Origin of the sequence: Mycobacterium appelbergii (genome assembly GCF_032883035.1) — a bacterium.
GTDB classification, from domain to species: Bacteria; Actinomycetota; Actinomycetes; order Mycobacteriales; family Mycobacteriaceae; genus Mycobacterium; species Mycobacterium appelbergii.
Window position 1 is genome coordinate 167,635 of sequence record NZ_JAMQTH010000010.1, and the last position, 21,628, is coordinate 189,262.

Annotated in this window: 20 protein-coding genes; 9 read left to right on the forward strand and 11 right to left on the reverse strand. The window is 64.3% G+C overall.

The window, feature by feature from the left end:
• From M1247_RS23255 to M1247_RS23265, 3 genes are read right to left on the reverse strand one after another with little or no spacing between them, the layout of a single operon-like run.
• On the reverse strand, window positions 1–759 hold the full coding sequence (locus M1247_RS23255) for an SDR family NAD(P)-dependent oxidoreductase (RefSeq protein WP_317158749.1): 759 nt from the start codon (window positions 757–759) through the stop codon (window positions 1–3).
• A gap of 16 nt (window positions 760–775) precedes the next feature.
• Window positions 776–1,942 (reverse strand): acyl-CoA dehydrogenase family protein, encoded by a 1,167-nt coding sequence (locus tag M1247_RS23260; protein ID WP_317158867.1) that lies wholly within the window; start codon window positions 1,940–1,942, stop codon window positions 776–778.
• A 33-nt stretch (window positions 1,943–1,975) separates the two neighbouring features.
• A complete protein-coding gene (locus tag M1247_RS23265) occupies window positions 1,976–3,271 on the reverse strand; it encodes an amidohydrolase family protein (protein ID WP_317158750.1) in 1,296 nt (431 codons plus the stop codon).
• A 257-nt stretch (window positions 3,272–3,528) separates the two neighbouring features.
• Here M1247_RS23265 and M1247_RS23270 point away from each other — a divergent pair, with 257 nt between their 5' ends.
• From M1247_RS23270 to M1247_RS23300, 7 genes are read left to right on the forward strand one after another with little or no spacing between them, the layout of a single operon-like run.
• Window positions 3,529–4,095 (forward strand): carboxymuconolactone decarboxylase family protein, encoded by a 567-nt coding sequence (locus M1247_RS23270; RefSeq protein WP_317158751.1) that lies wholly within the window; start codon window positions 3,529–3,531, stop codon window positions 4,093–4,095.
• A 4-nt stretch (window positions 4,096–4,099) separates the two neighbouring features.
• Entirely contained in the window at window positions 4,100–5,404 is a 1,305-nt protein-coding gene (locus M1247_RS23275) for an aromatic ring-hydroxylating oxygenase subunit alpha (RefSeq protein ID WP_317158752.1), read from the forward strand.
• Entirely contained in the window at window positions 5,397–5,741 is a 345-nt protein-coding gene (locus M1247_RS23280) for a hypothetical protein (RefSeq protein ID WP_317158753.1), read from the forward strand. The genes M1247_RS23275 and M1247_RS23280 overlap by 8 nt, the downstream gene beginning before the upstream one ends.
• Before the next feature lie 2 nt (window positions 5,742–5,743).
• On the forward strand, window positions 5,744–7,033 hold the full coding sequence (locus M1247_RS23285) for a metal-dependent hydrolase family protein (protein ID WP_317158754.1): 1,290 nt from the start codon (window positions 5,744–5,746) through the stop codon (window positions 7,031–7,033).
• Entirely contained in the window at window positions 7,002–7,448 is a 447-nt protein-coding gene (locus M1247_RS23290) for a nuclear transport factor 2 family protein (RefSeq protein ID WP_317158755.1), read from the forward strand. Before M1247_RS23285 ends, M1247_RS23290 begins: the two co-directional genes overlap by 32 nt.
• On the forward strand, window positions 7,445–8,569 hold the full coding sequence (locus tag M1247_RS23295; protein WP_317158756.1) for an acyl-CoA dehydrogenase family protein: 1,125 nt from the start codon (window positions 7,445–7,447) through the stop codon (window positions 8,567–8,569). Before M1247_RS23290 ends, M1247_RS23295 begins: the two co-directional genes overlap by 4 nt.
• Window positions 8,570–8,593: 24 nt before the next feature.
• Window positions 8,594–9,382, forward strand: coding sequence for an acyl-CoA dehydrogenase family protein (locus M1247_RS23300; protein ID WP_317158868.1), 789 nt, complete (start codon window positions 8,594–8,596; stop codon window positions 9,380–9,382).
• Window positions 9,383–9,397: 15 nt separating this feature from the next.
• On the opposite strand, the gene M1247_RS23305 is transcribed toward M1247_RS23300, so the two are convergent.
• Both M1247_RS23305 and M1247_RS23310 read right to left on the reverse strand, forming a co-directional pair.
• Window positions 9,398–10,894 carry an adenylate/guanylate cyclase domain-containing protein gene (locus tag M1247_RS23305; protein ID WP_317158757.1) on the reverse strand — a complete coding sequence of 499 codons (1,497 nt, stop codon included), beginning with the start codon at window positions 10,892–10,894 and terminating at the stop codon, window positions 9,398–9,400.
• Between the two features lie 9 nt (window positions 10,895–10,903).
• Window positions 10,904–11,686 (reverse strand): enoyl-CoA hydratase, encoded by a 783-nt coding sequence (locus M1247_RS23310; protein WP_317158758.1) that lies wholly within the window; start codon window positions 11,684–11,686, stop codon window positions 10,904–10,906.
• Window positions 11,687–11,830: 144 nt separating this feature from the next.
• On the opposite strand from M1247_RS23310, the gene M1247_RS23315 reads away from it, so the two are divergent.
• On the forward strand, window positions 11,831–12,550 hold the full coding sequence (locus tag M1247_RS23315) for a TetR/AcrR family transcriptional regulator (RefSeq protein WP_317158759.1): 720 nt from the start codon (window positions 11,831–11,833) through the stop codon (window positions 12,548–12,550).
• Window positions 12,551–12,909: 359 nt separating this feature from the next.
• Window positions 12,910–13,755, forward strand: a complete 846-nt coding sequence (locus M1247_RS23320; RefSeq protein WP_317158760.1) for a mycofactocin-coupled SDR family oxidoreductase — start codon at window positions 12,910–12,912, stop codon at window positions 13,753–13,755.
• Window positions 13,756–13,764: 9 nt separating this feature from the next.
• Here M1247_RS23320 and M1247_RS23325 read toward each other — a convergent pair whose 3' ends face one another.
• The 6 genes from M1247_RS23325 to M1247_RS23350 form a co-directional block, all read right to left on the reverse strand.
• Entirely contained in the window at window positions 13,765–14,571 is an 807-nt protein-coding gene (locus tag M1247_RS23325; RefSeq protein WP_317158761.1) for an SDR family NAD(P)-dependent oxidoreductase, read from the reverse strand.
• A 29-nt stretch (window positions 14,572–14,600) separates the two neighbouring features.
• Window positions 14,601–17,036 (reverse strand): CaiB/BaiF CoA-transferase family protein, encoded by a 2,436-nt coding sequence (locus M1247_RS23330; RefSeq protein WP_317158762.1) that lies wholly within the window; start codon window positions 17,034–17,036, stop codon window positions 14,601–14,603.
• Between the two features lie 79 nt (window positions 17,037–17,115).
• A complete protein-coding gene (locus tag M1247_RS23335) occupies window positions 17,116–18,075 on the reverse strand; it encodes an enoyl-CoA hydratase/isomerase family protein (RefSeq protein ID WP_317158763.1) in 960 nt (319 codons plus the stop codon).
• Window positions 18,068–19,213 carry a M24 family metallopeptidase gene (locus M1247_RS23340; RefSeq protein ID WP_317158764.1) on the reverse strand — a complete coding sequence of 382 codons (1,146 nt, stop codon included), beginning with the start codon at window positions 19,211–19,213 and terminating at the stop codon, window positions 18,068–18,070. Before M1247_RS23340 ends, M1247_RS23335 begins: the two co-directional genes overlap by 8 nt.
• Window positions 19,203–20,438, reverse strand: a complete 1,236-nt coding sequence (locus tag M1247_RS23345) for a M24 family metallopeptidase (protein WP_317158765.1) — start codon at window positions 20,436–20,438, stop codon at window positions 19,203–19,205. The genes M1247_RS23340 and M1247_RS23345 overlap by 11 nt, the downstream gene beginning before the upstream one ends.
• On the reverse strand, window positions 20,435–21,607 hold the full coding sequence (locus tag M1247_RS23350; protein WP_317158766.1) for an amidohydrolase family protein: 1,173 nt from the start codon (window positions 21,605–21,607) through the stop codon (window positions 20,435–20,437). The genes M1247_RS23345 and M1247_RS23350 overlap by 4 nt, the downstream gene beginning before the upstream one ends.
• Window positions 21,608–21,628: the final 21 nt, after the last annotated feature.

The following is a 21,628-nucleotide window of genomic DNA, read 5'->3' on the forward strand; positions in this document are numbered from 1 at the left end:
TCACATAACCATGCCGCCATCGACCGGCAGTACCTGCCCGGTGATGTACGACGCGGCGTCGGACGCCAGGAAGACGAACGCGCCGGCCACCTCGTCGGCTTCGGCCCAGCGCTTGAGCGGAATGCGGTTCATCATGTTGGCCGCGAACTTCTCGTTGGTACGGATGGTTTCGGTCATCGGCGTCGCGGCCAGTGGCGCCAGTGCATTGACCATGATGTTCTTGGTGGCCAGCTCCCGCGCGAGCGATTTCGTCATGCCGATGATGCCGGCCTTGGCCGCTGAGTAGTTGACCTGACCCAGGGTTCCGGTGATGCCTGCCGAGGAGGTGACGTTGATGACGCGACCGGTGCCGTCGGTCGGAATGTGCGGCAGGGCGGCCTGGGTGACGTGGAATGTACCCATGACGTGGATGTCGAACGTCAGCCGGAAGGTCTCGTCGGTCTGCTTGGCGAACATCGCCGGTGCGGTGACGCCCGCATTGTTGACCACGATGTGCAGGTTGCCCTCACCTAGCCCGGCGGCGCGCTCCGATGCCGCCACTGCGGCGTCGCGGTCGCTGACATTCAGCGCGGCACTGTCGGCCTTGCCACCCGCGGTGTTGATTCGTTCGGCGACGCCGGCCGCGGCGTCACCGCTGACATCGGTGACGAGCACCGACGCGCCCGCGGCGGCCAGCGCCTCGGACACCGCCGCCCCGATGCCTGCGCCGGCGCCGGTCACGAGCGCCGAACGCCCGGTAAGGTCGAAATAGGTCCTCATAGATCCAGAAATCTCCTCAGTAGCTCTTGGGCAGGCCGAGAACATTCGCGCCGAGGAAATTCAGGATCATCTCCTGGCTCACCGGGGCGATTTTCATCAATCGGGACTCGCGGAAGAACCGGGAGATGTTGTACTCCTCGGAATAGCCCATGCCACCGTGGGTCTGCAGGGCGCGGTCCGCCGCGCCGAAACCGGCGTCGGCACAGAGGTATTTGGCCATATTGGCTTCCCTGCCGCACGGCTTGCCGTTGTCGTAGAGCCAGGTGGCCTTACGCAAGATCAACTCCGCGGCGTCCAGCCGTGCCAGCGAATCGGCGAGCGGGAACTGGATGCCCTGATTCATGCCGATCGGTCGGTCGAAGACATAGCGTTCGTTCGCGTACTTCACCGCACGGTCCAGGGCAACCCTGCCGATACCCAAGGCCTCGGCGGCGATCAGCATCCGCTCAGGGTTCAGGCCGTGCAGGATGTATTGAAAGCCCTTGCCTTCCTCCCCGATCCGATCCTCGACGGGCACCCGCAACTCATCGATGAAGAGCTCGTTGGATGACACGGCATTGCGGCCCATCTTCTTGATCGGCCGGATATCCACGTGGTCGCGGTCCAGGTCGGTCAGAAACAGTGAAAGGCCGTCGGTCTTCTTGGTGACCTCGTCGTACGGCGTGGTGCGGGTGAGCAACAGGATCTTCTCGGATTCCAATGCCTTGGAGATCCACACCTTCCGGCCATTGACGACGTAAGACTCTCCGTCGCGCTTGGCGAAGGTGGTGATCCGCGAGGTGTCCAGGCCTGCACCGGGTTCGGTGACACCGAAGCACACGTGCAGATCGCCGTTGACGATGCGGGGCAGGGTCGCCGCCTTCATCTCGTCGGACCCGTAGACGACCACCGGCTGCATCCCGAAGATGGACAGGTGGATGGCGCTGGCGGCGTTCATCGCGCCGCCCGAACGAGCCACCTCCTCGGCCAGAATGGTGGCCTCGGTGATGCCGAGCCCGTGGCCGCCGTACTCCTCCGGGATCGTCATACCAAGCCAGCCGCCCTTGGCGATGGCATCGTAGAACTCCTGCGGGAATTCGTGCTCCTGGTCTTTGGTCATCCAGTAGTGGTCATCGAACTTCGACGCCAGCTCCGCAACGGATTTGCGGATCAGCTGCTGGTCCTCGGTGAGCTCGAAGTTCATTCCGCCCGACACTGTGTGCTCCTAGTTCTGTCGTCAGTCTTGGGCGCCGGAGACGGCTTTGGCATTGGTCTGGAAGTCGGCGTAGCTGACGCCGGTCTTGGCCTTGTGGCTCAGGGCCCGGATGGCGACGTCATGGCCCTCGGCCTGCTTGCGCAGGGCGCCGACGGTGGCCTGATCTTTCGGAACGTGGGCGAACGGCTCGAAGTGGTAGAGCCGCATGGCGTTCTCGTGGGTGATCTTGTTGATCTCGTCGTCGGGCACCTCGTAGGTGTCGAACACCGCGCCGAGTTCCTCGGGAGCGCCCGGCCACATGGAATCGCTGTGCGGATAGTCCATCTCCCAGCAGATGTTGTCCACGCCGATCTCATGACGGTTCTTCACGCCGATCGGATCTGAGATGAAACACGTCATGAAATGCTCCCGGAACACCTCGGAGGGCAACTTGCCGCCGAAGTCCTGATTGGTCCATGTCGAGTGCATCTCGTAGGTACGGTCCACGCGGTCCAGGAAGTACGGGATCCACCCGGTGCCGCCCTCGCTCAAGGCGATCTTCAGCTCCGGGTACGCCTTGATCGGCGCGGACCACAGCAGATCGGCGGCGGCCTGCACGATGTTCATCGGCTGCAGCGTGATCATCACGTCCATCGGCGCATCGGGTGCGGTGATCGCCAGCTTTCCTGATGATCCGATGTGCACGTTCATCACCGTCTCGGTGTCACAGAGCGCTTCCCACAACGGCTTCCAGTACTCCAGATCGTGGAAGGACGGATAGCCCAGGGTCGACGGATTCTCGGTGAAGGTCAGCGAATGCACGCCCTTCGCCGACACCCGACGCACTTCGTCGGCGGCCAGTTGCGGATCCCAAATCGCCGGTATCGCCATCGGAATGAACCGTCCAGGGTTCGATCCGCACCACTCATCGATGTGCCAGTCGTTGTACGCCTGCACCAGGGCCAGTGAGAACTCGGCGTCCTCGGTGGCGAACAACCGCGCCGCGAATCCGGGGAACGACGGAAAGTTCATGGTCGCCAGCACGCCGCCGGCATTCATGTCCTTGACTCTCTCATCAGGGTCATAGCAGCCCTTGCGGATCTCATCGAGGCCCTGCGGTTCGAGTCCGTACTCCTCTTTGGGCCGGCCCGCGACGGCATTGAGCGCCACATTCGGGATCACGGTGTCACGGAACTGCCAGGTGTCGGAGCCGTCCGGGTTGTGCACCAGCCGGGGCGCCTCGTCCCGGTACTTCGCCGGAAGGTGGTTCTTGAACATGTTCGGCGGCTCGATGATGTGGTCGTCCACACTGATCAAAATCATGTCGTCGTTGTGCATCGCCGTTCTCCATTTCAGCCATCGAAGCCTGGACTGGGCTGACCGATGCGGTCGCATCGTCTCGGTTCTCTATACGAGAAAACTATCTTCTCATCTGACGAGAATCAATGTGTGACCCGATTGACGGGCGCAATCGCCCAGGTCAGACGGAGTCGAGGCCCGGTCCCATTGACCGTCGCCACAAAAGATGGAAACCTGTTAGTCGGAAATGAGAACATGATTCTCGCTTCAGAGAGTCGCCGAGAGGAGAACGGCAGGTGCGTCTGCCCCCATTACCCGCCGACGAGTGGGATGACGAGGTGCTGCGTGCGCTGTCGGTGATGCTGCCGCAGGAGCGCCTCAACCCGGAGGGGGCGGGTGTCGCGTTGTCCACACTGGCCCGCCACCCGGCCCTGACGAAGGCGTTTCTGAAGTTCAGCAATCACCTGCTGTTCCGCTCGACGCTGAATCCCCGGACACGCGAACTGGCGATCCTGCGGATCGCGCATCGGCGCAAATGTGTATACGAATGGGGACACCACGCCTTCATCGGAAAAGCCGAGGGGCTGACCGATGACCAGATCGCAGGCATCCAGCGCGGCGAGGCCGACAACACAGTCGACCAGATGGTGCTGAATGCCGTCGATGAACTCGACGAGCAGTCGCGGATCTCTGATGACACCTGGGCGGCGCTGAGTGGACACTTCGACGAACGCCAGCGCATGGACCTGGTCTTCACGGTCGGCGGATACGGCCTGATGGCCATGGCCTACAACACCTTTGGTATCCAGCCGGAGGCCGGCACGGAACCTGAAGAAGGCTCGAAACCTGGAGAAAGAAGGTAGACAAGTGGGACACTTCCCGAAACCAGCAGTCGGCAGCTGGACCGAGTCTTGGCCGGAACTGGGCACCGCACCAGTCGATTACACCGACTCGATCGATCCGGAACAGTGGAAACTGGAGCAACAGGCCATCTTCCGGAAGACCTGGCTTCATGTCGGGCGGGTGGAGCGGCTGCCGAAGACCGGAAGCTATTTCACCAGGGAGATGCCGTCGGTCGGTCCTGGCACGTCGATCATCGTCAACAAGGACAAAGAAGGCACGGTCCGCGCCTTCTACAACATGTGCCGCCACCGTGGCAACAAACTGGTCTGGAACGACTACCCCAACGAGGAAGTCTCGGGCAGCTGCCGCCAGTTCACCTGCAAGTACCACGCCTGGCGCTACGCAATCAACGGCGACCTGACTTTCATCCAGCAGGAGGACGAGTTCTTCGACGTCGACAAGTCCGACTACCCGCTCAAGCCGGTGCGTTGCGAGGTCTGGGAAGGCTTCATCTTCGTCAACTTCGACGACGACGCCGCACCCCTGGCCGAGTACCTCGGCGACTTCGCCGAGGGGTTGAAGGGCTATCCCTTCCACGAGATGACCGAGGTCTACAGCTACCGCTCGTCGATCAAGTCGAACTGGAAGCTGTTCATCGACGCGTTCATCGAGTTCTACCACGCGCCGATCCTGCACATGAAGCAGGCGACCAAGGAGGAAGCCGAGAAGCTGGCCAAGATCGGCTTCGAAGCCCTGCACTACGACATCAAGGGCGACCACTCGATGATCTCGTCGTGGGGTGGGATGAGCCCGCCCAAAGACCTGAACATGGTCAAGCCCATCGAGCGCATCCTGCACAGTGGCCTGTTCGGCCCGTGGGACCGCCCGGACATCAAGGGAATCCTGCCCGACGAGCTCCCGCCTGCGGTCAATCCGGCGCGCCAGCCCACCTGGGGTCAGGACTCCTTCGAGTTCTTCCCCAATTTCACACTGCTGCTGTGGGTTCCGGGTTGGTACCTCACCTACAACTATTGGCCGACCGGCGTGGACACCCACATCTTCGAAGCCAACCTGTACTTCGTACCGCCGAAGAACACCCGTCAGCGCCTGTCGCAGGAACTGGCCGCCGTCACATTCAAGGAATACGCGCTGCAGGACGCCAACACCCTGGAAGCCACGCAGACCCAGATCGGCACCAGGGCGGTCACCGAATTCCCGCTGTGCGATCAGGAAGTCCTGCTTCGCCACCTGCACCACACGGCGCACAAGTACGTTGACGAATACAAAGAGAGCAAAGCCGAATCCAACGGGAAGGTCGCGCATGTCTGAGACCAAAGAGGCGTTGCTGCCCGCCGAGTTCGCCGATCTCGAACGGTTCAGCGACTGGATCCTGGCCACCGAGCCGGAGCGCTACGCCAAGCGGTTGGCGTCGAGCATGGAGGAGATGCAGGAACTCTACGACGCAGGGATGGCGCGCCTCGAGGAAGTGATGGTCTATCTCGACGCCCGCTTTCCGCTGCACGGCATGCCCGACGATGCCAGAAGGTTGATGCACCTGATGCAATCGGTGGTGATGGTGTCCTTCCCGGTCGAGGTGTGGAAGCAGCCGCGGGTGCTCGACAGCGGCGCAGCCTGGGTCGAGATCATCCAGGAGCCGGTGGTCTAGACGTGCTGACCCTCAAAGCTGCGGGCCTGGTCGACATCGACGCAGGCGAGATCATCCGGCCGGGCATCGTGACGATCGACGGCGATCGGATCGTGGCTGTCGGCGGAGCCGACGAGGGCGGCCATGTCGGCGGAGCCGACGAGGGCGGCCATGTCGGCGGAGCCGACGAGGGCGAGGTCATCGACCTGGGCGACGCGATCCTGCTGCCCGGACTGATGGACATGGAAGTCAACCTGCTCATGGGGGGTCGGGGCGAGAACCCCGGCCTGTCCCAGGTGCAGGACGATCCGCCGACCCGGGTGCTGCGTGCGGTAGGCAACGCCCGTCGCACGCTGCGTGCCGGGTTCACCACCGTGCGCAACCTCGGGTTGTTCGTCAAGACCGGCGGCTACCTACTGGATGTGGCGTTGGGTAAGGCAATCGACGCCGGGTGGATCGACGGGCCGCGGATCATTCCCGCCGGGCACGCCATCACGCCGACCGGCGGTCATCTCGACCCGACGATGTTCGCCGCGTTCATGCCGGGCGCACTCGAGCTGACGGTCGAGGAGGGCATCGCCAACGGCGTCGACGAGATCCGTAAGGCGGTGCGCTACCAGATCAAGCACGGTGCCCAGCTGATCAAGGTCTGTGTCTCCGGCGGCGTCATGTCACTCACGGGTGAGGCGGGCGCGCAGCATTATTCGGACGAAGAGCTTCGGGCCATCGTCGACGAAGCGCACCGGCGTGGCTTACGGGTCGCCGCGCACACGCATGGGGCCGAAGCGGTCAAGCACGCGGTGGCCTGCGGGATCGACTGCATCGAGCATGGTTTCCTGATGGACGACGAGGCGATCCAGATGCTGGTCGAGCATGACCGGTTTCTGGTGACGACCCGTCGGCTGGCCGAGTACATGGACGTCTCGAAAGCACCACCGGAGTTGCAGGCCAAGGCCGCTGAGATGTTCCCCAAGGCCCGCACGTCGATCAAGGCGGCATATGAAGCCGGGGTGAAGATCGCCGTCGGCACCGACGCCCCGGCCATCCCCCACGGAAAGAACGCCGATGAACTGGTCACACTCGTCGACTGGGGCATGCCGCCCGCGGCAGTCCTGCGGGCGGCCACCGTCACCGCCGCCGAGTTGATCAACGTCACCGATCGCGGACGCCTGGCCCCGGGGTTGCTGGCCGACATCATCGCGGTGCCCGGCGACCCACTACAGGACATAAGCGTTACAAAGAATGTGGAATTTGTAATGAAGGGCGGTAAGGTCTTCCACAATGAGTACGCCACCGACACCAACGCGAACTGACGACCTGGTCGAAATTCAGCAGCTGCTGGCCAAGTACGCGGTAACCATCACCCAGGGCGACACCGATGCGCTCATGGGTGTGTTCACCCCCGACGGAACCTACAGCGCGTTCGGTGAAACCTACACACTCAACCGATTTCCCGTCCTCGTCGATGCCGCCCCCAAAGGTCTGTTCATGACCGGTACCGCAGTCGTCGAGTTCGACGACGACACCCGCGGTACTGCCCAGGGCACCCAGCCGCTGTGCTTCATCGAGCACTCCAAACACGACATGCGTATCGGCTACTACCGCGACACCTATGTGCGTACCGATGCCGGTTGGCGGCTGAAAACTCGTGCCATGACGTTCATTCGGCGTAGCGGTGACCACGACCACGGTCGGCCGCATGCGATCGGCAGGCCGGAAGCCGGATGACCGACCTGTACGAACCGGGGCCCTTTCGCACCGCACTGCGGGCCTGGCTCGATGCCAATGACCTCACCCCGCCACCGGAGGACCATTCGCTGTCGGGCCACATGCGTCAGTTCGCCCGGGTGCAGCGCGCACTCTATGACGCCGGCTGGAGTCGGTACGGCTGGCCGGAGCACGCGGGTGGACTCGGTGGCCCGGCGATGCTGCGGGCCATCGTCGGCGAGGAGGTGGTGGGCCGCCGGTTGGCCGAGCCCGGTCCCTACTCGATGCTCGAGGTCCTGGCCCCCACCATGATCGACTACGCGCCGGCCGAACTGGCCGCAGAGATGGTGCCGAAGCTTCTCAGCGGTGAAGAGCAGTGGTGCCAAGGATTTTCCGAGCCGGGGGCGGGCAGCGACCTGGCGTCACTGACCACGCGCGCCACCCAGCGTGGCGACCACTGGATCATTAACGGCCAGAAGGTGTGGACCAGCTTCGCCCAGTACTCGCGCCGTTGCATTCTCCTCACCCGTACCGGCGACGCGGAGACACCGAATCATGAGGCCATCACCGCGTTCTTCGTCGACGTCGACACCCCGGGTATCACCGTGCGCCCGTTGCGCACCATGCACGATGTCGATGAATTCTGCGAGGTGTACTTCGACGACGTGGCGATCGATGCCGATCGGATGCTCGGCCAGCCCGGCGACGGCTGGCAGCTGGCGATGGATCTGCTGCCCTACGAACGCTCAACGTGCTTCTGGCAGCGCATCGCCTACCTGTACTCGCGGTTCGACGTGCTGATCAGCGAGGTGAAACGGCAAGGCCAGGTGGTGGATTCGGAGCTGGGCGAGGTCTATCTGGCGCTGCACACGCTGCGCTGCCGGTCGGCGGCAACTGCACACCGGCTGGCCGAAGGTCACAAGCTGGGACCGGACACCTCGATCGACAAGGTGCTGCTGGCCGGCGCCGAGCAACTGCTCTACGACACCGCGCGCAATCTGCTTCCCGGCGTCGTCGAATTCGAAGACAGCCCGTGGCGCACCGAGTTCCTGTACTCACGGGCAGCCACCATCTACGGCGGGACCTCCGAAGTGCAACGCAACATCATCGCCCGTCGGCTGCTGAACCTCGGGAAGGACTGAGGCGTGGATTCCACAGATCCGGGCATGGACGGCGAATCGCTGCACCTGCTCGAAGACACCCTGCGCAAGACCATGCTGTCGGCATCCGGTGCGGAACTCGATGCGGCCCTGGCCGAACTGGGTTGGGCCGACATGCTGTCAGACATGCCCGAAGTCGCCATGCCCCTGGTTTTCCGGCTGCTGGGCGAAACAGGTTCGCATGCCGCGGTTCTCAACGACGTCCTGCTGGAGACCATTGGCGGCCTGCCCGGTGGAACCCCGCCGATGCCCTATGCCGGTGGCGGTTGGGTGGTGTGGGAACGCACCAACGGCAGCAACCCGGCCCTGGGCGGGTTGCCCTTGCGCCAGGTACCCGACGGACAGCTGTTGCGGATATCTGAGGCCCGACGGGCGCTCGGCTGGTGGCTGGTGGGGTCGGCACGCGCGATGCTCGCCCTCGCCCGCCAGCATGCGCTGGACCGGGTGCAGTTCGGCAAGTCGATCTCCTCGTTCCAAGCCGTCCGGCACCGGTTGGCCGAGGCGCTGGTGGCGATCGAGGGCGCAGAGGCGACGCTGAGCCTGCCCAGTGCGGACAACGTCGATCTGACTTCGCTGCTGGCCAAGGCCGCGGCGGGCAAGGCGGCGCTGACCGCGGCCAGGCACTGCCAGCAGGTGCTCGGCGGCATCGGCTTCACGGCCGAACACGAACTCCACCACCATGTGAAGCGTGTCCTGGTGCTCGACGGATTGCTCGGCAGCTCACGGGAACTCACCCGCAAGGCCGGAGCGGGGCTGCGGGCCCGCGGTTCCGCGCCACGCCTGGCCCAACTCTGATTGGTTGCGCGAGCGCTATTGAGGGCTGGGTTCGGCGAAAACCGTTACGGTGGACCGGCCCCGCAGCACCGTCGAACCTCGCACCACCCAGCGTCGGCTCTCGTCGGTGTCTGCGCGTGCGAGCGCGCCTGCCGAGCACAGCACAGGAACATCCCGGTCCTTGGCGTGATCGGCCAGCCGTGCCGCCTCGTTGACCGAGTCTCCGATGACCGTGTATTCGTAGCGGTTCTCCGCACCGATGTTGCCCGCGAATACCGTGCCGCATGAGATGCCCACACCGAACTCGACGTCGGGCAACCGGCGCAGACCGGGCACCAATGCGCGCGCCGCGGCCATGGCGGCCGAGGCGGGATTGTCCAATCGCAACGGCGCCCCGAAGGCGGCCAGCACCGCATCTCCTTCGAATTTGTTGATCAGCCCGTGGTGTTGTTCCACCGTGTCGACGACGATCTTGAAGAAGCCGTTGAGCAACGTCGCCAACTCTTCGGGCGGGCGGGACGCCGCAAGCGCGGTGGATCCCACCAGATCGACGTAGAGCACCGCGACCTCACGCACGTCGCCGCCCACTGCCCCGTCCTGTTGCAACGCACGCCGCGCCACATCCACGCCGACATAGCGGCCGAAGAGATCACGCAGGCGTTCGCGTTCGGCCAGACCCGCGACCATCCGGTTGAATCCGCTCTGCAGGCGCCCGATCTCCGACGGTTCGTACACTGCGACAGCGGTGTTCACGCGACCCCGCTCCACCTCGGTCATCGCGACGACCACTTCGTGGACCGGATCCGAGATCGACCGCGCGACGAGAATTGTCGCGGCGAATCCCAACAGCACCGAGACCGCCGCCATCACCAGGATGGGGGTGTCGATCGAGGCCGACGACTGCAGGAACCATCCGTTGGACCGGGCCAGCACGATCACCCAGATCCCGACACTGGGCACCGCGGTGAACAGCACCCAGACGTAGACGAGGCGGCCCAGCGCCCCCGGCAGCCGGATCCTGCCCGTCGAGTCCTTCATGGCCGCCGCGATGATCGGACGCAGCGTCCTGGAGGTGATGAGAAACCCGACGCAGGCGGTGATCATGGCGCCGAAGAGGATCGAGCCGCCGATGACGTAGGCGACACCGCCCTGCGCGTCGAGATTGAGCACCATGAACACCGCGCCGCTGATGATCCAGACGGTGAACTCGACTGCGGTCTGGCGGACCGGAATCCGCACCGCCGCGCGTTGCTGCGCAGCCGTCGGCTCCTCGCCCGTGGCGAACCATCGGAATGTCGGACGCATGTTGATCACGCCGAGCACCGCGTCCAGCACAGCCGAAAACGTCACCAGCGCAATGAACCCGATCAGATTTTTGGTGGTGAGCAGCTCGCGGGCATCACCGACCGTGTTGCCCGACAGCGAGACGATCACCAACAGCACCGCGGCGGCCGCGGTCAGATGCGCCAGGGTGAGCCGGACCGCGTAATTCACTGCAAGCCGGTCGACGCTCGCACGCCGTGGACCGGTCACGAGTGCACGCTACTTGATATTGGCCTTCATTTGATCGATGTCGACCAGCACCGGCCAGCCACTCACGCTCAGGGCATTCCCATGGCCGGTCTGGTGAATGTCGAACACCGATTGGATGGCAGCGTAGAAACCCTGCACGTCGAGCGTCTGGTTGACGGCCCGTTTGGCCTGACGCAACGCGAATGACGGCATTGTGGCGATCTGCTCGGCCAGTTCCCTGGTCTGGGTGTCGAGCTCTTCCCGCGGCACCACCCGGTTGACCATGCCGGTGCGCTCCGCCTCCTCCGCGCTGAGCGGACGACCCGTGAACAGGATCTCCTTGGCCTTGCGCGCACCGAGTTCCCAAGTATGACCGTGGTATTCAACGCCTCCGATACCCATCAACGCCACCGGATCGGAGAACAACGCGTCGTCGGCGGCCAGGATCAGGTCGCACGGCCAGCACAGCAGCAGCCCACCGGAGATGCACCGGCCCTGCACCGCAGCGATCGACGGCTTGGGGACGTTGCGCCAGCGGAGCGTGTACTCGAGGTAGCGCCGCGATTCGTGGGCGATGATGAATTCCAAGCTGATCTTGTCCGGCACGGGGCCGCCGCCCCGTAGGTCATGGCCTGCCGAGAAGTGCTTGCCGTTGGCCCGCAGCACGATCACCTTCACCTCGGGATCCTCGGCCGCTCTGGTCCAGGTGGCGTCGAGTTCGTCGAGGAGTTCAGGGTTCTGCGCATTGGCGGCCTCGGGCCTGTTGAGGGTGATGGTGCCGATCGAGTCCGCGACGTCGTAGTCGATGTACATTCAGTCTTCCTTCTTGGGCACCGGCCGGGGCGTGATGACCTTCTTCTCGAAGGACTTCTGTAATTCCCGTGATGAGAATACTATTCTCACAGTGAGAAAGTTACAATCTCCAACACGGTGGCTGCGAGGGGGTCCAGGACCGCAATGGCAAGACATTCTCCGGTACAGTCAGTGCATGCTTTCCCGACTCGGCACGCATCTGAGCCGCCGGTGACCACCACTGGCGAAGAACCCGCATGGAAACAACGGGCTGTCGAGCGGTCGATCAAAACCGCAAAACTCCGCGCGGCTCAGCGCGTGCAGCGCTTCCTGGACGCCGCACAGGCGATCATCATCGAAAAAGGCAGCACCGATTTCACCGTGCAGGAGGTCGTGGACCGCTCGCGGCAGTCACTGCGAAGCTTCTACCTGCAGTTCGACGGGAAACATGAGCTGCTGCTCGCACTGTTCGAGGATGCGCTGAGCCGGTCGGCCGATCAGATCCGCGCGGCCACCGCGAGCCATTCCGACCCGATCGAACGGCTCAAAGTCGCAATTCAGCTGCTCTTCGAGTCGTCGCGACCGGATCCGGCCGCCCAGCGTCCGCTGTTCACCGATTTCGCGCCCAGACTGCTGGTGTCGCATCCCTCCGAGGTGAAGGTCGCACACGCACCGCTGTTGACGCTGCTCACCGAGCTCATGGAGGAAGCCTCCGCGGCCGGCCAGCTGCGCGAGGGCATCAATCCGCGTCGCATGGCCGCGATGACGATGCAGACCGTGATGTTCGTCGCCCAGTCCAGCGGGGGCAACGAGGACGGTGCTCCGAAGCCGATCTCAGCCGACGAGGTATGGGACTTCTGCTCCCACGGGTTCGCCGCCAGCTAGCAGAGAATTCAGTTCTCGGCTGAATAGAACTTGCGCTGCCCTGCAGCGCGCTCATGATCTCCGTCGCGCTCGCCCCACCTCGGTGTACTGACCCTGGGGGGCGGCAGACTTCCGCGCGAGCGTCGCGGTTCCGTGTGTCGGCACCGCGGTAGCGCGCATTTGCCCCACTCGAAACCTCGCTCAGAACCCCTCAACAGACTTACGTGAGAACGTGATTCTTCTACACGCAGAGTACAACTTGCTCCTATCGATTCTGTCATTGACATGGCGGGTAGGGCGATGACAGAGTGCTGAGCAGGTGCACAACTTTTCATCGCTGGCGCCCCCCATTTTGACGACCAACAGAACTGAGGTAACCAATGTCTGGACGGGTGGAAGGCAAGGTCGCATTCGTTACCGGCGCGGCCCGCGGCCAGGGCCGCAGCCACGCAGTGCGGCTGGCCCAGGAGGGCGCCGACATCATCGCCATCGACATCTGCGGACCGATCCGCCCCGGGGCGGAGAGCGCCATCCCGGCCTCGACCTCCGATGACCTGGCCGAGACCGCGAACCTGATCAAGGGCCTGAATCGACGTGTCGTGACCGCCGAGGTCGATGTCCGCGATGCCGACGCGATCAAGACCGCGGTGGACAACGGTGTCGAACAACTCGGCAGGCTCGACATCATCGTCGCCAACGCCGGCATCGGCAACGGTGGCGACACTCTCGACAAGACCAGCGAACTCGACTGGGACGAGATGATCGACATCAATCTGTCCGGCGTGTGGAAGTCGGTCAAAGCCGGTGTCCCCCATCTCATTGCCGGTGGCCGCGGCGGATCGATCGTGCTGACCAGCTCGGTCGGCGGGCTGAAGGCCTACCCGCACTGCGGTAATTACGTGGCCGCAAAGCATGGCGTCGTCGGTCTGATGCGCGGCTTCGCCGTCGAGTTGGGCCAGCACAACATTCGCGTCAACAGCGTGCATCCGACGCACGTCGCGACCCCGATGCTGCACAACGACGGCACCTTCAAGATGTTCCGGCCCGACCTGGAAAACCCGGGCCCGGACGACATGGCGCCTATCTGCCAGTTGTTCCACACCCTGCCCATTCCGTGGGTCGAGGCCGTCGACATCAGCAACGCGGTGCTGTTCCTGACGTCCGACGAGGCCCGGTACATCACGGGTGTGACGCTGCCGGTCGATGCGGGAAGCTGCCTCAAGTAAGTCCGGTCCCTAGCCCGGACCCAACGTGGAGGCCCCGGTCTGCGGGTGGCGGTACCAGCCACCCGCGGACTGGGTGCCACCGTCGACGTGAAGGGTCTGCCCGGTGATGTAGCTAGACATCGACGAGGCGAGGAACACTGCGGTCGCGGCGATTTCATCGACATCACCGGCACGGCCCATGGGAATGGCATCACCGATCCCCGGCGGCAGTCCGTCAGGGGACAGCTCCAGCAGGCCTTCGGTCAGGGTGAGATCCGGCGCCAGCGCATTGACGCGGATACCATGCGGGGCCAGTTCGAATGCGGCAGTCTGGGTGTAGTTGATGACGCCTGCCTTGGCCGCGGCATACGCCGCGTAGCCTGGTGCGGCCCGCACACCCTCTATCGACGTGAGATTGATGATGCTACCGGCTGATTCGGCGGCCACCAGCTGCCGGGCCACCCGTTGGGTGCACAACAGCACATGACGCAGATTGCTCCGATACAGCGCATCCCAGCCGTTTTCGCTGGTCTCCAACAGCGGTGAGTGGAACACCCCGCCGGCGTTGTTGACCAGGATGCTGACCTGGCCCAGTTCGGCGGTGGTCTGCGCCAGAGCCGAATCCACCTGTTCGGAATCGCGGACGTCGGTCAGGATGCCCAGCCCGCCGACGGCTTCCGCTGCCATTGAGCAGCTTTGGGCGTCCCGCTCCCACACCGCCACCGAGGCGCCGAAGGCGGCCAGGCCTGCTGCGATACCGCGGCCGATGCCGGTGCCGCCACCGGTGACGACGGCGACCCGGCCCGTGAGCAGAATGTCAGAAGGATTGATGGCCATGGCTGTTGAGGCTACTGGCCACTGCAGGTTCAGCGCGCGGCTTTCCGTCGCCTCCCCGGCTCGGTGCCGATGACACCGTCCTCGGCCAACGCGGCTATCTCGGCGTCGGTCAGCCCCAACCCGGACAGCAGCACGTGATTGTGTTCGCCGAGCAGTGGCGCCGGTTCCCGGTGGAATTCCCGCGGCCCCTTTGACAGCGAAACGGGCAGGGTGCTGTGCGGAGCAGCGGCGTTCACCGGATGCCCGACACGCTCAAAGAAGCGGCGGTGCCGCAATTGTGGTAACTCCGTCTGCCGATGAGGCTGCATCACCTTGGCCACCGGCACTCCCGCCGCCCACAGCGTGTCGACGATGTCGTCACCACTACGGGTCAGGCACCAGGCAGCCAGGTGCTCGTCGATCAGGTCGTGTTGCGCGCGACGGCCCGCGGCGGTCGACAACGTCGGCTCCTGTGCCCATGCCGGATGTCCGAGGGCACGGCACAACCCATCCCATTGCCCGTCGGTGCTGACCGCGATCGCCACCCAGCAATCGGCACGGCCGAACTCGTCGACATCGGCGCTCCGGTACAGGTTTTGCGGCGCCGCCACCGGGCCACGGTTTCCCTCCCGGTGCAACAGTGATCCGTATGCGGAATGCTCGATCACCTGCTCGGCGGCAATGCTGAGCGCCGCGTCGACCATGGCCGCCTCCACCAGGACCGCTTCTCCGGTCTGACGCCGGTGTTCCAAGGCCAGCAGCAGCGCGTTCAGCGCGTGCACCCCGGCGTTCGGATCCCCCACCGAATACGGTTCGAACGGCGTGCGATCGGGAAAACCCGTAAGCCAACTCAGCCCCGAGGCGTCCTCAATGATGTAGGCGAACGCCGGGTTGTCGCGCCACGGTCCGTCCAGACCGAATCCGGGCATTCGCACCATGACGATGTCCTCGCGCAAGGCGCGCACCGAGTCGAAGTCGAGGCCGATCTGATCGATCACCCGGGGAGTGAAGTTCTCCACGACGATGTCCGAGGTGGCAATCAGGCGGCGCAACAGGTCCCGGCCCGCTTCGGTCTGGAAATCCAGTGTCAGGCTCTTCTTGTTGGTGTTCAGCGCGCTGAAGATCGGCGAACGCTCCCACCACTGGTCCTCCGTGGCAGGGATACCGGCGATGAGTCTCGTGCCATCCGGACGGGCGGTGGACTCGAGATGGATGACTTCGGCGCCCAGCATGCCCAGCACGTGGGTGCATGACGGTCCAGCCCAGAACGTGGTCATGTCGAGTACCCGAAGCCCACTGAACGGCAGCCGGTTCCCCCCTGGCCGTCGGACCGGAGCGTCCCGCGGGGACAGCGCCGCGTCGCGGAGTTCCTCGGTGTGTTCACCGAGCCGCGGCGCCGGTGCGGCGGGGCGCAATGTGAGGCTGCTGAACCGGTAGGGATGACCGGGCTGGGCGAACCCGTGCTGCGGATTGGTCACGAATGCGCCGCGGGCCACGAAATGGTCCATGGCCGTGACATTCTGGCCGTTCCCCACGGGCGAGTTGGGTATCCGGAATGCCGTCGCGAGATCCCGGAGGTCGTCGGCCCGTTGGTTCTGCAGCCACTCGTAGAGTTCGTCGGCATGCAGGTTGGCCTGCTCGGTGATGGTCAGGGTCGTATTCTCGTCGATCCAGTCGTCGTGACCCGACATCGCGCACAGATCCCACCATTGTTGCGCCGTGCCGCAGCCCAAAGCCACCAGTCCGTCGGCAACCTGGGCAATTCCTGGGACGGTGGGCCGGCGTTCGGTCCGCCAGGGCCGCCCCAGCATTTCGAAGTAGGTCACCGGATAGTAGGTGAGCCCCAGAATCTGGGCTTCCAACTTGGACAGGTCAATGAGCTCCCCGTGCCCGTCCCGCAGTGCGCGCGAGCGGAAGGCCAGTGTCATCGCGGCACTGTAGGCACCGGCGAGCCACTCCCCCACCTGACCGCCGATGGTCACCGGCGCCCGGTCCTGCGTGCCTCGCCCGATGCCGATGGCACCACCGGACCAGGCCTGCAACGTGAACTCGGTGGCGGCCCGGTCGCTCCACGGACCGTGCAGTCCGAAGGCGGTGATGGCGGTAACGATGAGGCCGGGGTGACGTTCGGACAGCTTTGTGGGTGATACAGACTGTGCCACGCGTGATTCCGGTGACCAGATCACTGAATCCGCGGACGCCAGCAATCGGTCGAGCAGTGCCAGATCGGCGTCATCGGCCGGATCGATGACCACACTGCGTTTGCCGCCGGCGAGGAAGGTGAACAAGGCACCGTCGGCGCCCGGCGGAATCACGGCCCCGGATGCCGACCAACTGCGGAGTGGGTCACCGTCCGGGCATTCGACTTTGACGACGTCGGCGCCCCCGTCGGCCAGGAGCTTCGTGCAGTATCCGCCGGAGATGCCGGATGACAGGTCGACGACGGTGTAGCCGTCAAGGGGTGGTCGAGGTGGTGATGGTGTCATGGCTCATTCGCTCTCCCGCCGAAATGGCATTCCAGCAGGCTCATACTCGAACTTTCCCTGCTGGAATGCCATTTCGCGGCTAGACAGGCTTGGCTCGGTTCTTCTTGCTCAACCTGAAGTCGGGCGGGAACTTATTGTCATTGTCGTTGACCGCGGCGGACAGCCCGGAGTCGATCGATTCGAACATGTCCAGATCCTCGTCACTGTCGTTGGACACTCCGTTGCCCATCGACTCGAAGAAGGCGCTCAGCAGGCTCCCCATGTACTCGCCCTGCTGTTGTTTGAAGATCTCGAAGAACATCTTCTGCTGAAAGACGGTGTCCACCGGCCGGTTACGCGTACACGCGCGCGCATACTTGTCGGTCTCGGCTTCCAGCTGATCGCGAGGCACCACCTTGTTGAGGAAGTTGCAGTCGTACATCTCGGCGGCGGTGAACGGTCGGCCGGTGAACACCATTTCCTGAAACTTACGCAACCCCATCATCTGAACCCAGGTCCACATCCGCGGGCCCCAGCCGTGGTACCGGAATGACGGGTGGCCGAACAGGGCGTCGTCGCTGGAGATCACGAGGTCAGCATCGGCGCACTGGTAGAAGTGCCAGCCGTAGCAGTAGCCCTTCGCCTCGACGATGCTGATCTTCTTGAAGTCCTGAAGCGCGCGGTTGCCCGCCTGGGAATTGGCGTACCACGAGCTGATGGTGGCCCCGTTGCGGAAGGTGCCCTTCGGTGGATAGGTCACCTCGCCGACACCGTCGTCCTCCAGCCGCAGCTCGGCCAATCGCGCCGCCGGGTTGTCGTTGCCCTCCATGAACTCCGGCAGGTCCGCGCCGCTGCCCAGGTTGTCCCCGACGCCACGGATGATCACCACTTTGACATCGTTGTCCGCGTTCGCCGCTCGCAGCACATCGGCGTAGCGCAGCCGGGCCATCGACGTCGGCGCGTTGAGATAATCCGGCCGGTTGAAGGTGATCGTGGCGATCTTGGTCTTGGGATCCTTCTCGTAGAGAATGATCTCCTCGGGGCTGGGCCGGTCAGGCATGAGAAGCTCCGAGCGCGTGGTAGGACGGGCTGCCCGACAGCACTTCCGGGCCGTCGGCGGTGATCAGCACCGCATCACGCGTGAACACCGCACCGATGCCCTGTTGCCATACGTGCGCAGTCACCGCGAGCACCATTCCGTCCTCCAACACCTCGGCATCGGCGCTGGCCCGCAATTGCGGCGACACCACCGGTGGATCGAAGCCAAGGCCCAAACCGTGAGCCACCGGTGTCGGCGGGATCGGTTCGCCCGCGTCTTCATACGCGGCCAGCAACGCACCGGCCCGGTTGCCCGTGCGGCAGGCATCGACGAGCCTGTCCCACAACCGATCACGCCGGCCGTACAACGCAGAGACCGCCTGCCCATCGGTGACCTCACCGACCGGCCAGGTGCGGGCCACCTCGGCGACATACCCGCCGGCGAGCACACCCGCCGCCACCGCTACCAGGTCGCCGTCACGCAATCGGCCGTCACCCGATGCCCGGCGCCACGGTGTCTCCTTGGCGGTGATCCATGCCGAGTCCTGCGTCGCCGGAGTGCTGACGCCACCGGCAGCCTCGGCTTCCATCAGCGCACCGGCCAGCATGCGCTCGGTGTTCCCCGGGATCAGATCCGCCACGGCGGCGGCCAACCCGTGCTCGGCAACGCCCAGGGCGGACCGCAGGGCCGCCACTTCCTCGGGCGTCTTGGTTCGGCGCGCGGTCCGCATCGCCAGTTCACCGTCGACCAACTCGGCGTTCGGAAACGCCATCGGCAACAGCTTGGCGAAGTTCGGTGTCAAGGCGTCGGTTCCCACCCGCTTGGCGGTGCCCGCACCCGTGATCCCTTGCAGCACACCGATCAGTGTCATGGGATTCCAGGCCAGGCCGTACAGGTGCTCGTGCGGAATCTCTTCCGGTATGCCCTCGTCCCACGTGCTGTTCAAATGGATGTCCCCGGTGGCCCGCACGAACGCGCAGATGGGGCCGAACGGCCGGGTACCGGCCACCCAGAGTTGCGGTGCGCCGGTGACATACCGCACGTTGGCCTGCCGGCCGAGCACCAGGATGTCGATGTCGTGGGCTTCCATCTGCGCCAGTACCCGCTCCCGCCGCCCGTAGCGGAGAGCGTGGTCATCGGCGAGCACCTCAGTAGACATAAGGGTCATACGGGTAGTCGGTCAGCGGTGTCCAACCGTCCTCGGTGATTACCACGATCTCCTCGCTTCGATAGCCGCCGGTGCCGTCTTCCCACACCACCGGCTCCAGGACCAGCACCATGCCGACCGGGAACACAAAATTGTCGTCGAACTCCTGGCCCAGATCGGTTCCTATCATGGGCATCTCGGCTGCATTGCTACCGATGCCGTGGCCGATGTAGAAGTGCGGCAGCCACGGTTTCTGCCCACCATTGGCCGCAATCGCCGCCCGGCCCAGATCACCACAGGTGGCGCCGGCCTTCGTGACCGCCAGCACCGCATCCAACAGATCGCGCCATTTGTGGAACTGTGCGTGCTGGCGTGGTGTCGGCTCGTCACCCACCACCCAGGTGCGGCCGAAGTCCGAACAGTAGCCCTGGTAGGTGATGGAGACGTCGGTCCAGAGCACGTCGCCCTTTTCCAGTTCGCGCTCGGTCGTCAACAACGGCAATGCCAGATCACCGTGTGTGGTCCACACACCTTCGGCTTTCGAGGTCGGCATCACCTGCCAGATGGCCTCGAGCATGCTGGCCGTGGCGCCGAGTTCGAATGCCCGGCGTACGAACTGCGCCGACAGGTCGATCTGGCGGACGCCGGGCGCCAATGACTTCTGTACATCGACCATGGCTTCTTCGGTGATCCGGCAGGCGCGCCGGATGGCCGAGAGTTGGTCGGGTGTCTTCACCAACTTGGCCGTACCCACGACGGGTGCGGCATCCACCGGTGCCCCGGCCGGGAACAACCGGCCTGCGGCGCGGCGCATGGCCCCGGTCAGCTCGTCGACCGCCACGGTGGCGCGGGCAGGGATCAACTCGGCGAGAACCTTGGCGAAATGTTCGACGCCTTCGTCGAATTCGAGGTAGACCGGCTCATGCAGATGGTCATCGGGGAGGTCTGTTTCCAACGGTGCGCCTTCGCGCGCCGGCATGAACAGGTGCGGGTACTCGTCGTCGGCGAGCATCAGCGCCACCGGGCGCTCCACATGGGACAGGCCGGCGTCGAGCAACGGCCAGCTCGCACCCGTCAGGTACACGACGTTGCCGTTGCCCAGCGCGATCAAGGCGTCGACGCCGTGCTCCTTCATCGCAGCGCGCACCCGCGCACCGATCTCGCGACGCATCCGGGGACGGTCGGGCTCCTCGGGAATGTCGATGACCGACGGGCCATCCTGGGCAACTGTGGTCATGAGAGTCCCAGAAACTTCGTGACATTGGCGCTGACGATCTTGACGGCGTTCTCCGGTCCCACCGCCGCAACCACCGATGCCAGCGATTTCTCCGAGTAGCCGTAGGTGCTTTCGTTGTGGGGATAGTCGCTGGACCACATCACGTTGTCGACGCCGATCTTGTCGATGAGTTCCAGTCCCAACGGGTCGACCATGAACGACGCACTCATGTGGGTGTCCCAGTAGTACCGGATGTCGTGTTGCAAGTCGTGGTTGAACATGTGCCGGTAGGAAGCCAGCAGATGTTCGGCGTCCTGCAGTGCCGTTGGCACCCAGGCGATTCCACCTTCGAACCAGCCGATCTTCAGGTTCGGGTGCCGGTCGAGGATCCCGGAGAACAGGTACTTGGCGAACTGCTCACGGAACGAGTCGACGTTGATCATCATCCCGACCACCACGCTGTTGTGCTCGCACGGAGTCTTCGGCGGGGTCTCCCCGATGTGGTGGGTGACCGGCAGACCGGCCGCTTCGATCTCGTCCCACACGGCGTCCATCGCGGTGCCGCCGTAGTCGTAGATGTTGCCCTCGTCGTCCTTACCCGGATTCAACGGCAGCAGAAATGTCTTGAGTCCGAGAGACTTCAGTTCTGCCAGCGTGCTGCGAGTGCCTTTCGGATCCCACCAGTTGATCAACCCGACACCGTAGAAATGACCGTTCGACCGTTCCTGCAGGTCAGCCATGACCTCGTTGTAGATGCGGAACACCCGCTCACGGATGTTCTTGTCCGGGTAGTGGAACAGTGCGAGCACCGCGTTGGGAAATGCCAGTTCCTTGTCGATGCCGTCCTCGGCGAGCTCGCGGATACGGGCCTCGATATTGTTGGTGGCCGCACCGGCGAGATCGTCGTACTGCATCAGCACCCGGCCGAAGTCGCCGCCCACCCAGGACTTGCCCTTCATCCCGACCATGTACGCGCCGTCCTCGTACCAGATCCGTGGCGCAGCACCTTTCAGATCGTCGGGAAAACGTTCGTAGAAGATGTCGTCGGCTACCGAGATGTGATTGTCGGCCGAGAAGATCTCGGTGCCGTCAGGTAATCCGGTCAGGGCTCCTTCCGTCGCGTGGCCGCGGCGGTCCTTGGGTGCGCCGAACCCCTCCGGGGGATACAGCGTGGTAGTTGGTGTTGACACGGTGGACGCTCCAATCGGGCT